Consider the following 15,051-nt stretch of genomic DNA (forward strand, 5'->3'; position numbering starts at 1 on the left):
CGGTCCGCATTCGCTCCGATTCGCTCGGATGAGCGGCGGGAGCCGTCACGGCGAATCCGACACTCCTGCCCCAATGACATGAGCGGCACCCCGGAGTTGTGCAGAATCCCCGCTTCCGGTGACTCCCTTGGGCAATCGATGTGCAGATTCTCCGACGAGTGCGCACTGTGACGACCCGCTCACCGAATGTGCGTCCAGGGGGTGGCCGGAACTGCCGGGATCGAGACATCCGATCCGTCGGGGGGCTGTGGGAAGGCTGTGCGCCTGGCGGGATTTCGATGCCCGTGTCCTGGAAGGATCCCGTCTGCTTCGACGGGGTCGTCGCGGTATGGGTGGTTCTCTCCCCATGGCCCGGTCAGGGCGCGGTCATGGCCGATTCCGCATTGCGCAAAGGAAGTTGGCAAACGCGATTGAACGCATCCCGCGTCCTCCGCGTACTCAAGGCCAACCAGGCGCCGCTGTACGGAGCTGCCGACGACCGGCAGCCAGACCCCGTCCCCCAGGAGGTCGAGTTTTTTGAGTCACAAGCGAGTCACGAAGCGCAATGCCATCATCGCCGCCGGCGGTGTCGCTGCGCTCGGAGCGGCGGCCATCTTCCTTCCGCAGGCCAACGCCTCCCAGGACGGCTCCAACAACGCCGCCTCCGTGAAGACCCTGAAGTCGGGCGACGCCTCGGGCCTCGCCGCGCAGCTCGAGGAGCTGCTCGGTGACGCCTTCGCCGGTTCGTACTACGACTCCGACGGCCAGCAGCTCGTGATCAACGTGGTGAACGTCGACGGTGACGACAACAACGTCATCGTCCAGGCCGAGAAGGCCGGAGCCAAGGTCCGCCAAGTGGAGAACAGCGCGGCCGAACTCGCCGCCGCCGCCAAGACGCTGAAGGCCGAGGCGACCATCCCCGGCACCGCGTGGGCCGTCGACCCCAAGACGGACAAGATCCTCGTCAGCGCCGACTCCACGGTCACCGGCAACAACTGGGACAAGGTCCAGTCCACCGTCGCGAAGCTCGGCTCGGGCATGGCGACCCTCAAGAAGTCGGCCGGCACCTTCTCCACCAAGGTCTCCGGCGGCGACGCCATCTTCGCCCAGGCGGAGGGCGGCACGGTCCGCTGCTCGCTCGGCTTCAACGTCACCGCCAGTGACGGAAGCCCGGCCTTCCTGACCGCCGGTCACTGCGGTGTGGCGGCCAAGGAGTGGTCCGACTCCGAGACCGGTCAGCCGATCGCCACGGTCGACCAGGCGACCTTCCCCGGCAGCGACTTCGCACTCGTGAAGTACGACGACGCGAACACCCAGGCGCCGAGCGAGGTCAATGTCGGCCAGCAGACCGTCGCCATCTCGCAGGCCGCCGACGCGGTCGTGGGCACCCAGGTCTTCCGCATGGGCAGCACCACCGGCCTCAACGACGGCCAGGTGCTCGCCCTCGACGCCACGGTCAACTTCCAGAGCGAGACCGACCCCAACGGTGTCGACACCGTCAACGGCCTCATCCAGACGGACGTCTGCGCCGAGCCCGGCGACAGCGGCGGCCCCCTGTTCACCCAGGACGGCCAGGCGATAGGCCTGACCTCGGGCGGCAGCGGTGACTGCACCGCCGGCGGCGAGACCTTCTTCCAGCCGGTGACGACCGCCCTCGAGGCGACCGGCGCGACCCTCGGCGACGGCGGCGGTGTCGGCGCCGGTGACGCGGTCGGCGGCGACAACGCCGGTGCGGGTGCCGGTGCGGGTGCGGTCGACGAGAACGGCGACGGCATCGACGACAACACGGGCGAGGCCATCCAGGGCGGCAACGAGGCCGGCAACGGTCAGGACGCCGGTGCCGTGGACGAGAACGGCGACGGCATCGACGACAACACGGGCGAGGCCATCCAGGGCGACGACAACGCCGGCAACGGCCAGGAGGCCGGCAACGGGGCCGACGACCAGAACGGCGCCGACGACCAGAACGGTGCCCAGGACCAGAACGGCAACGGCGCCGACCAGCAGGACAACAACGGTGTCGAGGGCGGCTCGGGAGTGAACGAGTCACACTGACACCGCGTCGGCATCGGCCGACCACCGGAACCATGTGAACGGTCCGGCCCTCCGGCGGGGGCCGGACCGTTCATGTCGTCAGGTCGCCCGCAGCAACAGCAGCGCCACGTCGTCGATCCGCTCCTCGGCCGCCGCGTACGGCCCCACCAGATCGTCGGCCAGCTCCTCCAGCGGACGGTCACCGCCCTCGCCCAGCCGCCGGCCCAGCTCGGCGACGGCGTCCTCGATGTCCACCCCGGGCGACTCGATCAGCCCGTCCGTGTACAGCGCGAGGACACAGCCGGGGGCGAGCTCCACCTCCGTCGTCGGATACGCCGCCGCCCCGTCGATGCCCAGCAGCGGACCGCCCGCGAGGTCCAGCACCCGCACCTGTCCGTCCGCCCGGCGCAGCAGCGGCGGCGGATGACCGGCCCGCGCCATCACGGCCCGCCCGCGCGCCGGGTCCAGCCGCAGATACAGACAGCTCGCGAACAGATCGGACCCCAGGTCGATCAGCAGCCGGTTGGTGCTGCGCATCACCTCCGCCGGCTCCTGCCCGACGGTCGTGTACGCCCGTACGGCCGTACGGAGCTGCCCCATCAGCCCCGCCGCCGTCACGTTGTGCCCCTGGACGTCCCCGATCACCGCCGCCGCCAGCGGCCGGGACGGCACCAGGTCGTAGAAGTCGCCGCCGATCTCCATGCCCCGGGTGGCCGGCAGATAGCGGGCGGTCGCCCGCACCCCGGGCAGTTCCGGCAGCGTGTGGGGGAGGAGGGCCGCCTGAAGACCGTGGGCGAGCTGGTGCTTGACGTCGTACAGCAGCGCCCGGTCCAGCGCCTGCGCGATCAGCCCGGCCAGACTGGTCAGCACCGCCCGCTCGTGCGTGGAGAACTCCCGCGGCTCCCCGTACGCCAGCACACAGGCGCCCACCGGACGGCCGGAGGCGATCAGCGGCAGATACGCCCAGGCCGCGAAGCCGTCCGGGGAGGACCGCTTGGCCGGGTAGAGCTGCTCCAGCTGCTTCCGGGACGCGAAGAACGCCGGCACGCCGTGCGCGACGGCATGCGCCCCCGGCGACGCGGCCGACAGCGGCATCCCCTCGTACCGCTCCACCAGGTGCGGGTCGGGATAGCCGTGATGGCCCAGCACATGCAGCCGTCCCGCCTGCGCCCCGAGCAGCGCCAGCGCCTGACTGCCCACGGTCGGCGCGATCTCGTCCGCGACCAGCCCCACCACGTCCTGCACGGTCACCGTCTCGGTGAGCGCCCCCGCCAGGGACAGCGCCTGCGACATCGACACCAGCCGGGTCGGCGCGTCCCCCGGCCGGGACGGCGAGGGCTTCGGCTCCGACACGTTCCGGGCCCGGGTGATCCGGACACTGATCCCCGTGGTGCTCGGGTACAGCCGGAACGACAGCCAGTCCTTGGGCGGCCGCAGCGCCACGAACGACACCGGCGCCTGCCCGATCAGCGCCGCCCGGTAGCGCTCCTCGTACGAGGGATCGTTGAGCCAGGGCACCGCGGCCCACAGCTGCGCCCCCAGCAGCCGCCGCACCGGCACCCCGAGCAGCTCCGCCGCCGCCGTGTTGGCGAAGCCCACCCGGCCGCTCAGGTCCAGCGAGCACAGCCCGTACGGCAGCCGGGCCACCATCCGCGCCGCCTCCACCGTGCCGAGGGTGTCCGCGGTCCCGCCGATCGACCAGGCGTCCATCAGATCGGACTCGACCCGCAGGGTACGGTTCTCCGCCGCCGTCCGCTCCAGCCGCACCGCCAGCCGCTCGCAGCCCGCCGTCAGCTCCTCGCGCTCCCGCGCGGACAGCTCCGGCGGATGCGAACCGGGCCAGGTCACGTACACCGCCCCGTACACCCGCGACTCCGTCGCCACCGGCAGCGCCGCCAGCGCGAAGGGATAGGGCAGGACGACCGCGATCCGCGGATACCGGCGGGCCATGTCCTCCTCCCCGCCGACCCACACCAGCCGCCGCTCCCGGACCGCCTCCGCCACCGGGATCGGCGCGTTCAGCCCGACCCGCTCCCAGGGCGCAGAGAAGGAGCGGGGCAGCCCCGCCGTCACCGCCATCTGGAGCACCGGCTCCTCGCCCGGCCGCAGGTACACCGCACCCGAGTGCGCGCCGACCGCGTCCATCATCGAGGTCAGCGCGAGGGACAGCAGCGGCCTGGCGACCGGCGTCCGCACGGCGGCCGCCGTCTGACCGGCCTGGGTCCCGTCGGACACGGCGCCCACCTCCTCGGCCCAACCGACCACCCCGGGTTCCGGCTCCAAATCTGCCCCCTGCCGGGCGCGGGCGCACGGCGAACGCGCCACGGCGGGGCCCGGGCGGCTCCCCCGGGAGGAGGGGCTGCGCACGGGTCCCATACGCGCTGTAATTGCGGACGTGGTCAGTGAGGGTGCTGCGGGGCGCGGAGCGGGACCCGTGCGTGCCGACATCGTCCTCAAGACGATCACGGCCGATCCCGCCGCCCCGGACCGGGTGCGGCGGGTCCTGGAACAGGCGCTCGTCTTCACGGGGGCCTCCCTCGCCGCCCTGTACGCGCCCGGCGAGGACGCCGGACCGCTCCTGCTGACCGAGTCCGCGGGAGTTCCCGGGGCGTTGTACGGACTGCGCGAGAGTTACCCCGCCGACGCACATTCGCCGGTCGCCGACGCCCACCGCACCGGGCAGCCGGTGTGGTGCGGCCCGCAACACCTCGCCGAGGGCGCCCCGGACGTCCGGCTGGCCGCCCTGCCGGTGCCCGGCGCCGGCGGACGGCTGCTGCTCGCCGTCAGTGAGCGCCCCGCCGGCTTCGACGGCGACGACCGCGCCTGCCTCGCCCTCGTCGCGGAGGCCCTCGCCGCGCCGGCACCCCCCGCCCCCGACGGGGAGGACGAACCCGGCGCCGGCTCCTTCGGGCTCGCCATGGACACCGGCCGCGTCGAGGTCGGCGACACGCTCCTGGACCTGTTCGGCATGGACCGGGAGGACTTCGACGGCCGCGTGGAGACCCTCCTCGCCCGCACCGTCCCCGAGGATCTGCCCTCGCTGATGTCCGTCGTCGAGGCCGACCACATGTCGATCGGCGAACGCGAACTGGAGTTCCGGGTGCTCCGGCCCGACGGCCCGCCCCGCTGGCTGCGGCTGCGCGGCCGGCTGCTGCCCGGCGGGGAGGACCGGCCGCCCCGGCTCGTCGGCACCGTCGCCGACGCCTCCAGCCTGCGCACCGAGGTCACCGACGTGGCCCGGGTCCAGCGCCTGGCCGCCGCCCTCGCCACCGCCGGCACCGTCCGGGACGTCAGCCAGGCCGTCGTCACCGCGCTGCGGGAGCCGCTGCGCGCCGACCGGATCGCCCTCGCCGAGCTGGAGAACGACCGGCTCGTCGTCATCGTCCTCGACCCGCCCGACCCCGAGGCCTGGCCCGAGCTGTGGCGCTCGGAATGGCGCGGCGAATGGCCCGACGCCCCCGTGCGCTCCATGCCCACCCTCGCCGCCGCGCTGCGCGAGGGCCGCGCCCGGATCTGGCCGGCCGGCAGCGACGTCCTGGAACCCGCCCTCGCCGAGGTCGGCCCGGGCGGCCTCGCCGTCCTGCCGCTGCCCGCCGCCGGCCGGATGGCGGGCGCCTGTCTCATCGGCTGGGACAGCCCGCACGACTTCGGCCCCGACGAACGCGCCCTGCTCACCGCCTCCGCCGGGCTCGCCGGACAGGCCCTGCTGCGCGCCCACGCCTTCGACGCCGAGCACGAACTCGTCGGCATGCTCCAGCGCCAGCTGCTCCCGCGCCGGCTGCCCGCGCTCCCCGGCGGGGTCGCCGTCGCCCGCTATCTGCCCGCCACCGCCGGGCTGGAGGTCGGCGGCGACTGGTACGACGTGATCCCGCTGCCCGACCACCACGTGGCCCTCGTCATCGGCGACGTCCAGGGCCACAGCGCGGGCGCCGCCACCCTGATGGGCCAGATGCGCACCGCGCTGCGCGCCTACGCCGCCGAGGGCCACCCCCCGGACGTGGTCGTCGCCCACGCCAACCGGCTGCTGACCGAACTGGAGACCGACCTCTTCGCCACCTGCGCCTACGTGGACGTCGACATGGAGTCCGGCACCGGCTGGTGCGTACGCGCCGGGCACCCGCCACCGGTGCTGCGCCACCCGGACGGCGCAACCGAAGTCGCCGAGGGCGAGGGCGGCCCGCCGCTCGGCGTGCTCGACCGGACCGAGTTCCCGATGACCCCGCTCAGGCTGCTGCCCGGCACGGTGATCGCCCTGACCACGGACGGCCTCGTGGAGTCCGCCCAGCTCGACATCGACACCGGCCTGGCCCGGCTCGCCGCGGAGCTGTCCGGCTCCGACCCCGCCGACCTGGGCCTGGTCGCCGACGCCCTGCTCGCCGACGCCCACCGCGCCGACGACGTGGCCCTGCTGCTGATGCGCTACGACGGCATGGCCGTCAAACCCCTGCGCGAGGGCTGGACCGTGTGGCGCGTGCCCGAGGCGGCCCGCCAGGCCCGCCGCTTCACCCGGCGCACCCTGCGCTCCTGGGACGTGACCGGGGACGCCGTCGACACGGCCCTGCTCGTGGTCTCCGAACTCGTCACCAACGCCCTGGTGCACACCGACGGCCGGGTCCGCCTCGACCTCACCCTGGCCGGCAACCGGCTGCGGGTGGCCCTCACCGACACCTCGCCCCGGACCCCCGTCAAACCCAACCTCGGCTGGGAGGCCACCGGCGGCCGCGGCATCCTCCTGGTGGAGGCCGTCTCCGAGGCCTGGGGCTCGCTCCCGGTCAGCGGCGGCAAGCAGGTGTGGGCCGAGCTTCCCCTGGACCGCTGACGCATCCGCACGGCCGGGACGGGTACTCGCCCTCCCGTGGCGCCACGGGAAACGCTCCCTGGGCCACCCGGAAGGTGATGAGACCCCGTGACCTCGCACATCGAGGAGAAGACCGCCGTACGCCGTGCGGAGACCGGCTGGGCCAGGGCCCGCCGGCTGCGCCGCGACCTGTGGGCACTGCGTACCTGCCTGCCCGCCGTCGTCGGCCCCGGCACCCCGTCCGGGATGCGCTCCGGCCCGGAATGGAACATCGTCAGGGGTGAGGACTGAAAGACACGTAACCACCACGATCCAGGCATCCGGGGCTCCGGGGGCAGAGGTGAGGCGATGAAGGCTCTCGTGCTGTCCGGCGGTGCCGGTACCCGGCTCCGGCCGATCACCCACACCTCGGCCAAACAGCTAGTCCCCGTGGCCAACAAGGCCGTGCTCTTCTACGGCCTGGAGGCCATCGCCGCCGCGGGCGTCACCGAGGTCGGGGTGATCGTCGGCGACACGGCCGACGAGATCCGCGAAGCCGTCGGCGACGGCTCCCGCTTCGGCCTCGCCGTCACCTACATCCCGCAGGAGCGGCCCCTCGGCCTCGCCCACGCGGTCATGGTGGCCCGCGACTTCCTCGGCGACGACGACTTCGTGATGTACCTGGGCGACAACTTCATCGTCGGCGGCATCACCGACCTCGTCGACGAGTTCCGCAGGACCCGCCCCGCCGCCCAGATCCTCCTCACCCGGGTCCCCGACCCGCGCTCCTTCGGCGTCGCCGAACTCGACGCGGACGGACAGGTCGTCGGCCTGGAGGAGAAACCCGACCGGCCCAAGAGCGACCTCGCGCTGGTCGGCGTCTACCTGTTCACCCCCGCCATCCACGCGGCCGTGCACACGATCCGGCCCTCCCGGCGCGGCGAGCTGGAGATCACCCACGCCATCCAGCGGCTGATCGACGACGGCGCCGACGTCCGCTCCACGATCATCAAGGGCTACTGGAAGGACACCGGGAACGTCGTCGACATGCTGGAGGTCAACCGGACCGTCCTGGAGGGCCTCGAACCCCGGATCGACGGCGAGGTCGACGAGGCCTCCGAGACCGTCGGCCGGGTGGTCGTCGAGGCGGGCGCCCGCATCGTCAACTCACGCGTCGTCGGACCCGTCGTCATCGGCGCGGGCACCGAGGTCCGCGACTCCTACGTCGGACCCTTCACCTCCGTCGCGGAGAACTGCCGGATCACCGACAGCGAGCTGGAGTTCTCCATCGTGCTGCGCGACTCCTCCATCGACGGGGTGGGCCGCATCGAGAACTCCCTGATCGGCCGACACGTGGAAGTCACCCCGGCGCCCGGCGTGCCGAGTGCCCACCGTCTCGTCCTCGGCGACCACAGCAAGGTACAGATCCACACATGAACCTCCTCGTCACCGGAGCCGCCGGCTTCATCGGCTCCACGTACGTCCGCGGCCTCCTCGCCCGCGACACCGCACTCGACATCACCATCCTGGACAAGCTGACCTACGCGGGCACCCTCACCAACCTGCCGGCCGGCCACCCCCGCCTGGAGTTCGTGCAGGGCGACATCTGCGACGCCGACCTCGTCGACAAGCTCGTCGCGGGCGCCGACCAGATCGTGCACTTCGCCGCCGAGTCCCACGTGGACCGCTCCATCGAGGGCGCCGGGGCGTTCGTCCGCACCAATGTGCTCGGCACCCAGACCCTGCTCGACGCGGCCCTGCGGCACGCGGTCGGACCGTTCGTGCACGTCTCCACCGACGAGGTCTACGGCTCCATCGAGACCGGCTCCTGGCCCGAGGGCCACCCGCTCGGCCCCACCTCCCCGTACTCCGCGTCCAAGGCGTCCTCCGACCTGATCGCGCTCGCCTACCACCGCACCCACGGCCTCGACGTACGGGTCACCCGCTGCTCCAACAACTACGGCCCGCACCAGTTCCCCGAGAAGGTCATCCCGCTGTTCGTCACCCACCTCCTCGACGGCGAACGGGTCCCCCTCTACGGCGACGGACGCAACGTCCGCGACTGGCTGCACGTCGAGGACCACTGCCGCGGCGTCGACCTCGTGCGCACCAAGGGCCGCCCCGGCGAGGTCTACAACATCGGCGGCGGCACCGAACTCAGCAACCGGGAACTGACCGGGCTGCTGCTGGAGGCCTGCGACGCCGACTGGGACCGGGTCGACCACGTGCCCGACCGCAAGGGCCACGACCTGCGCTACAGCGTCGACTGGACCAAGGCCCGCACCGAACTCGGCTACCGGCCCCGGCACGACTTCACGGCCGGTCTCGCCGAGACCGTCGCCTGGTACCGGGACCACCGCGACTGGTGGGAGCCGCTGAAACGGGGAGCGCGGACCGTATGAGATGGCTCGTCACCGGCGCCGCCGGTCTGCTCGGCCGCGACACCGTCGCGGAACTGGCCCGGCGCGGCGAGGAGGTGACCGGCCTCGACCACGCGGGCCTGGACATCACCCGCCCGGACCGGGTGGACCGGGCCTTCGCCGTGCACCGGCCCGACCTCGTCGTCAACTGCGCCGCGTACACCGCCGTCGACGACGCCGAGAACGACGAGGACCGCGCGCTGCGGATCAACGGCGACGGCCCCCGGCTGCTCGCCCGGGCCTGCGCCGCACACGGCGCCCGCCTCATCCACGTCTCCACCGACTACGTCTTCGCCGGGGACGCCACCACCCCCTACCCGGAGGACCACCCCCCGGCCCCCCGCACCGCCTACGGCCGCACCAAGCTCGCCGGGGAACGCGCCGTCCTCACCGAACTCCCCGACGCCTGCGTCGTCCTGCGCACCGCCTGGCTCTACGGCGTCCACGGCCCCAGCTTCGTCCGGACGATGCTCGGTCTCCAGGCCCGCCGCGACACCCTCGACGTCGTCGACGACCAGCGCGGCCAGCCCACCTGGAGCGCCGACGTCGCCGCCCGGATCGCCGACCTGGGACCGCGCACCGGCCGTACGGCCACCGGGATCCTGCACGCCACCGCGTCCGGCGAGGCGACCTGGTACGAGCTGACCCGCGAGATCCTCCGGCTCATCGGCGCCGACCCCGACCGGGTGCGCCCCACCACCAGCGACGCCTTCCCCCGGCCCGCTCCGCGCCCCGCCTACAGCGTGCTCGGGCACGCCCGCTGGCGGGAGACCGGCCTGCGCCCCCTGCGGGACTGGCGCACCGCCCTGCACACCGCACTGCCCCTCATCCACAAGGAGACCCAAGGAGTCCGTTCGTGAAACGCCATGAGTTCCTCCGGGAACTGCACAAGGTCACCGCCAACCGCAACTACCTGGAGATCGGCGTCAACGACGGCCGCAGCCTGCGGCTGTCCCGGGTCCCCAGCATCGCCGTCGACCCCGCGTTCAAGGTGACCTCCGAGATCCGCTGCGACGTCCATCTGGTGAAGGCCACCAGCGACGACTTCTTCGCCCGAGACAACCCCCTCCAGCATCTCAGGGGAGGCCGGCACCCCTGGCGCAACCTGCGCCGCGGCCGACCGGCCCTCGGCCACTGGCGGCGCCCCGTCCTCGACCTCTCCTTCATCGACGGCATGCACCTGTTCGAGTACGCGCTGCGCGACTTCATCAACGTCGAGCGGCACTCCGACTGGGCGAGCGTGATCGTCTTCGACGACATGCTGCCGCGCAGCGCCGACGAGGCGGCCCGCGACCGCCACACCACCGCCTGGACCGGCGACGTCTACAAACTCACCGAGATCCTCGCCCGCCACCGCCCCGACCTCGTCACGGTCCTCGTCGACACCGAGCCCACCGGCCAGCTCCTCGTCTTCGGCGCCGACCCGCGCAGCCGGGTACTGAGTCAGCGCTACGACGAGATCCTCGGCGAGTTCGCCGTGCCCGACCCGCAGAAGGTCCCCGAGACCGTCCTCGACCGCGTCCGCGCGGTCCCGCCGGAGACCCTCCTGACGGCCGGCTTCTGGCGCCCCCTGACCCGAGCCCGCAACCGCGGCCTGTCCCGCACCCGAGGCTGGGACCCCCTGCGCACGGCCCTGACCCAGGTATCGGGCTTGTAGGGGCGCGGGGGACTGCGCATTCCTTTGGCGGCACGGGAAGCCGCCTGTGCTTCACGAGGGGCGGGGCATCGTTCTTCAGGGGCGCGGGGAACTGCGCGACCAGCCACCCCCCCCCCGCACCCGAACGCACACCTCAGCCCCGCCCCCGCACCACAACCCCCAGCACCCGCCGCCACCCCCGCCGCACCAGCCTCCGCAACCCCCCGGGCCGCGGCGCCGTAACGGCCCGCACCCCGTCCGCCCCGACCCGCAGCGCCACCGCCAGCGGATGGAACCGCGCCCCGGGCCCGTCCGGCGTGAGACACAGCGCCGTACGCCAGGTGCGCCCCGTGAGGTCGGCGAGGGGCAGCGACGCCTCCAGCCGCCCGCCGGGCAGCAGTACCGCGGGCACGTCGTGCGACCCCGGCCCGCTCAGCCGCAGCAGCACCCCCGTGCGCACGGGCACATGCAGCCGCAGGTCCGCCCCGATCCGCTCCCCGGCGACCGTGACGTCCCCGGGCGCCAGCCGGCCGAGGCCCAGCCGTCTGCCCGCGCGGCCGATGTCCAGCGCGAGACTGGTGTGCCGGTCGGTCCAGTACGGCAGCACCACCCGCCCCGCGACGACGGCGGCCGGCGGCTCCGGGCGGTCGTGGCGCGGCGCCGGCCCGAGCCGCAGCTCCTTCGTCCAGCCGCCGAGCCCGACCCGTACGTACGCGTCCCACAGCCCGTCGCCCGGCAGCACCGCCCGGTCCGCGGGGTCGACGGTCGCCGTCCCGCGCAGCACCAGCCGCACCCGGCTGCCGTCCCCGGCCGGGACCGTCTCCCGGACCACCTCGACCGGATGGAAGTACTGCGCGGCGCTGGCCCGGTCGCGCAGCAGCAGATCCGGCCTGGCCCTGCCGAAGCGGCCGACCGTGTCCTCGCCCAGCCACCGCACCGCCTCGCCGACGTCCCTCGGCGGCCACTGCGGGGAGCCCCCGGCGGCCGGGAACGTCATCGGCCCGCCGTCGTGCGTCAGCTCCGCGGCGAACGCGATCCGCAGCACCCCGTCCTGCCAACGGACGTCCTCCGGGTCCACGGTGAGCGCGACCCCGGACTCCCACTCGGCGAACGCGACGACGTCGTCGTAACGCCCGTCCGTCACCAGCGCGGCGACCACCCGCTGGGTGGGCTGGAGCGGTGCCGCCACCCCCGGTCCGAACCGCTCGACGACCACCGCGTGGATCTCCTCGAAGAGGTCCTTGCGGTAGTCCTCGGGCAGATCCAGGAACCGTCGGCCGCGCAACCGCTCCACCATCTCCACGCGCAGCCAGCGCCGGAAGAGCCGGTCGCGCAGCGGGCCCGGCTCGGTGTACTTCTCGACGACGTCGAGGGCCTCACGGAGGTTCTTGAAGTACCCGGCGGGATCGAAGCGCTGGAAGCCCGCGTTCGCGTCGTCGTCCCGCCGTACGTGGTAGTAGCAGACGTAGTCGCCGAGCACCGAGACGTTGTCCGCGCGCAGATAGGCCTCGGTGACGAAGACATGGTCCTCCAGGCGCCGCCGGCCCTCCGGGAAGCGCAGCCCGGTGCGTTCCAGGAACGCGCGGCGGACCATCTTGTGCGGGGTGAGACTGTCGATCAGCGGCGCGTTCTCGACGCTCGCCTTCGGCCGGTTCACCCGGAACAGCTCCACCGGCACCCCGCGGCCGCGGCCGACCATCTTTCCCACGACGACGTCGGCGTCGTTGGCGACCCCGTACGCGTACATCCGCTCCAGGGCCTCGTCGCCGAGGTGGTCGTCGTTGTCGACGAACATGACGTACTCGCCGCGGGCGGCGTCGATGCCCACGTTGCGGGGCTTGCCCGACCAGCCGGAGTTCTCCTGGTGGATGACCCGCACCCGGGGATCCTCCGCGGCGAGCGCGTCGAGACGGGCGGGGGTGGCGTCGGTGGAGCCGTCGTCCACGAAGATCACTTCGTAGGCGTCGGGCGGCAGCGACTGCCTCAGCAGTGACGCGACACAGTCCTCGATGTAGGGACCGGGGTTGTAGACGGGGACGATGACGCTGACCTTGACCGGCATCGGGCTCCTGGCCCCCTTTGGATCTGTGCCGTAGGGCGGATGCGCGTGGCCCGATGCTAACGCCGCAGCCCCTCGGCCACCTGTCCTGTTCCCGAGCGTTCATGAGCCGTTGCCCGCCGTTGCCCGCCGGCTGCGGGTTTCCCGGGCCGCGGAGCCGATTTCCGCCTTGGTCCGGTCGGGGGAGGCGGGGCCAGGCCGCGCGTAGCCTGGCCCCGTGCGACTCCTGCTGATGGCTGATACCCACCTGCCCCGACGCGCCAAGCGACTCCCCGCCCCGCTGCTCGCCGCCCTTCCCGAGGTCGATGTCGTCGTGCACGCCGGGGACTGGGTCGATGGCGCCACCCTGGATCTGCTGGAGAGCCGCAGCCGCCGGCTGATCGGGGTGTACGGCAACAACGACGGCCCCGACCTGCGCGCCCGGCTGCCCGAGGTGTCGCGGGCCGAGCTGGGCGGGCTGCGCTTCGGCGTGATCCACGAGACGGGTCCGGCCCAGGGCCGCGAGGCCCGCTGCGCCGCCCGTTTCCCCGAGCTCGACGTCCTGGTCTTCGGCCACAGCCACATCCCCTGGGACAGCACCGCCCCCGGCGGACTGCGCCTGCTCAACCCGGGTTCCCCGACCGACCGCCGCCGCCAGCCGCACTGCACCTATCTCACCGCCACGGTGGCCGACGGCCGGCTCACGGACGTCGTCCTGCACCGGCTGCCGCCCCGCTGAACCGGGCGGCGGTTCAGCGGGAACGGAGAACCGGGCCGCGCCCGGCCGAAACGGTCGGGGGCGGCCCGGCTGCTGCGAGTCTGCTGTGCTTCACGGACCTCCTTCCCTCGCGGGGGATGGTTGACAGTGCCACTACCCACCATCCGCCCGCCCCACACGCCCATATATGAGTTAATTCGCACGATTGTCATGATTCTTCGGAGGGAGGCCGTGGATCGCCCCCGCCGTCCCCGTCAGCGGAGCGCCCGTGCCGCCCCAGCGCAGCGCGACGATCTCGGCGGCCACCGACACCGCGACCTCCTCGGGCGTACGGGCACCGAGGTCGAGCCCGACCGGGGAGCGCAGCCGGGTCAGCTCGGGCTCGCCCAGCCCCGCCTCGACCAGCCGCCGCCGGCGGTCGTCGTGGGTGCGCCGGCTGCCCATCGCGCCGATGTACGCGGCCGGCCGGCGCAGCGCCTCCTCCAGGAGCGGCACGTCGAACTTCGGGTCGTGGGTGAGGACGCAGATCACCGTGCGCTCGTCCGTCCGGGTGCCGCGCAGATAGCGGTGCGGCCAGTCCACGACCACCTCGACGCCCTCGGGGAAGCGGCTCGGGGTCGCGAACACCGGGCGCGCGTCGCACACCGTGACCCGGTAGCCGAGGAAGTCACCGATGCGGGCCACGGCCGCCGCGTAGTCGATCGCCCCGAACACCAGCATGCGCGGCGGCGGGGCGAAGGAGTGCAGGAACACCGTGACCGCGTCCTCGCGCCGCTGCCCGCGCGGCCCGTAGTGCCGCAGCCCGGTGGCGCCGAGAGCGAGCTCCCCGCGCGCGTCGGCGGTGACCGCCGCGTCCAGGCCCGCCGTGCCGAGCGAGCCCGCCGCCCGGTCCGGCCGGACCGCGAGGGCGGCGCCGAGGGCGGCCGGGCCGTCGGTCACGGTCGCCAGGGTCACCGGCTCGCCCGCGGCGACCGACGCGGCAAGGACGCCGAAGGCGGGATCCCGCGCGGGGGTGACCGGCCGCACCAGCACGGTGAGCTCCCCGCCGCAGGTCAGCCCCACGGCGAACGCGTCGGCGTCGCTGTACCCGAAGGTCTCCAGGCGGGCCCGCCCGCTCGCCACGACCTCCTGGGCCAGCTCGAACACCGCGCCCTCCACACAGCCCCCGGACACACTGCCCACGACCTCGTCGTCCGGCCCCACCGCCATCGCCGCTCCCGGCGCCCGCGGCGTACTGCGGCTGACCGCGACCACGGTCGCGAGCCCGAACGGCACACCGGCGGCGTACCACCCGCTCAGCACCGGGAGAATCTCGCGCACGCCTGAACGTTAATCCGTTGCGGTCCCGCGCGCCGCTCTGGTGCACTGCGCGGGTAACGGCACCGGAAGATCAGGAGCGAGAGATGCGCACTGCGTTCATGTCCACCCCGGAAGGAACGACCCCCACTC

At 73.4% G+C, this 15,051-nt stretch carries 11 protein-coding genes; 8 read left to right on the forward strand and 3 right to left on the reverse strand.

Going from position 1 to position 15,051, the window contains the following annotated elements; genetic code table 11:
• The first annotated feature begins 516 nt into the window (after positions 1-516).
• A complete protein-coding gene (locus ABZ490_RS05610) occupies positions 517-2,034 on the forward strand; it encodes a trypsin-like serine protease (protein ID WP_358984591.1) in 1,518 nt (505 codons plus the stop codon).
• 78 nt (positions 2,035-2,112) lie between these two features.
• On the opposite strand, the gene ABZ490_RS05615 is transcribed toward ABZ490_RS05610, so the two are convergent.
• The gene (locus ABZ490_RS05615; protein WP_358984594.1) at positions 2,113-4,248 is read right to left on the reverse strand and encodes a SpoIIE family protein phosphatase; all 2,136 of its coding nucleotides are present in this window, start codon (positions 4,246-4,248) and stop codon (positions 2,113-2,115) included.
• Positions 4,249-4,408: 160 nt separating this feature from the next.
• Between ABZ490_RS05615 and ABZ490_RS05620 the strand changes: the two genes are divergently transcribed.
• The 6 genes from ABZ490_RS05620 to ABZ490_RS05645 all read left to right on the forward strand — a co-directional run bounded on the left by ABZ490_RS05620 (position 4,409) and on the right by ABZ490_RS05645 (position 10,867).
• Positions 4,409-6,832, forward strand: a complete 2,424-nt coding sequence (locus ABZ490_RS05620) for a SpoIIE family protein phosphatase (RefSeq protein ID WP_358984598.1) — start codon at positions 4,409-4,411, stop codon at positions 6,830-6,832.
• A gap of 87 nt (positions 6,833-6,919) precedes the next feature.
• Positions 6,920-7,102, forward strand: coding sequence for a hypothetical protein (locus ABZ490_RS05625; protein WP_358984601.1), 183 nt, complete (start codon positions 6,920-6,922; stop codon positions 7,100-7,102).
• A 57-nt stretch (positions 7,103-7,159) separates the two neighbouring features.
• Positions 7,160-8,227 carry a glucose-1-phosphate thymidylyltransferase gene (locus tag ABZ490_RS05630; RefSeq protein ID WP_358984603.1) on the forward strand — a complete coding sequence of 356 codons (1,068 nt, stop codon included), beginning with the start codon at positions 7,160-7,162 and terminating at the stop codon, positions 8,225-8,227.
• A complete protein-coding gene (gene rfbB, locus ABZ490_RS05635) occupies positions 8,224-9,192 on the forward strand; it encodes a dTDP-glucose 4,6-dehydratase (RefSeq protein ID WP_358984606.1) in 969 nt (322 codons plus the stop codon). Before ABZ490_RS05630 ends, rfbB begins: the two co-directional genes overlap by 4 nt.
• Positions 9,189-10,070: a dTDP-4-dehydrorhamnose reductase gene (gene rfbD, locus ABZ490_RS05640; protein ID WP_358984609.1), complete on the forward strand. Its 882-nt coding sequence runs from the start codon at positions 9,189-9,191 to the stop codon at positions 10,068-10,070. Before rfbB ends, rfbD begins: the two co-directional genes overlap by 4 nt.
• Positions 10,067-10,867, forward strand: coding sequence for a class I SAM-dependent methyltransferase (locus ABZ490_RS05645; protein ID WP_358984612.1), 801 nt, complete (start codon positions 10,067-10,069; stop codon positions 10,865-10,867). The genes rfbD and ABZ490_RS05645 overlap by 4 nt, the downstream gene beginning before the upstream one ends.
• A 133-nt stretch (positions 10,868-11,000) precedes the next feature.
• Here the strand turns inward: ABZ490_RS05645 and ABZ490_RS05650 are convergent, their stop codons facing one another.
• A complete protein-coding gene (locus ABZ490_RS05650; RefSeq protein ID WP_358984615.1) occupies positions 11,001-12,908 on the reverse strand; it encodes a glycosyltransferase in 1,908 nt (635 codons plus the stop codon).
• Positions 12,909-13,122: 214 nt separating this feature from the next.
• On the opposite strand from ABZ490_RS05650, the gene ABZ490_RS05655 reads away from it, so the two are divergent.
• Positions 13,123-13,623 carry a metallophosphoesterase gene (locus ABZ490_RS05655; protein ID WP_358984618.1) on the forward strand — a complete coding sequence of 167 codons (501 nt, stop codon included), beginning with the start codon at positions 13,123-13,125 and terminating at the stop codon, positions 13,621-13,623.
• A 171-nt stretch (positions 13,624-13,794) separates the two neighbouring features.
• Here the strand turns inward: ABZ490_RS05655 and ABZ490_RS05660 are convergent, their stop codons facing one another.
• Positions 13,795-14,922, reverse strand: a complete 1,128-nt coding sequence (locus ABZ490_RS05660) for an XdhC family protein (RefSeq protein WP_358984621.1) — start codon at positions 14,920-14,922, stop codon at positions 13,795-13,797.
• Positions 14,923-15,051 lie beyond the last annotated feature (129 nt).

It is taken from the genome of Streptomyces sp. NPDC005811, assembly GCF_040630405.1.
Taxonomy (GTDB): Bacteria; Actinomycetota; Actinomycetes; order Streptomycetales; family Streptomycetaceae; genus Streptomyces.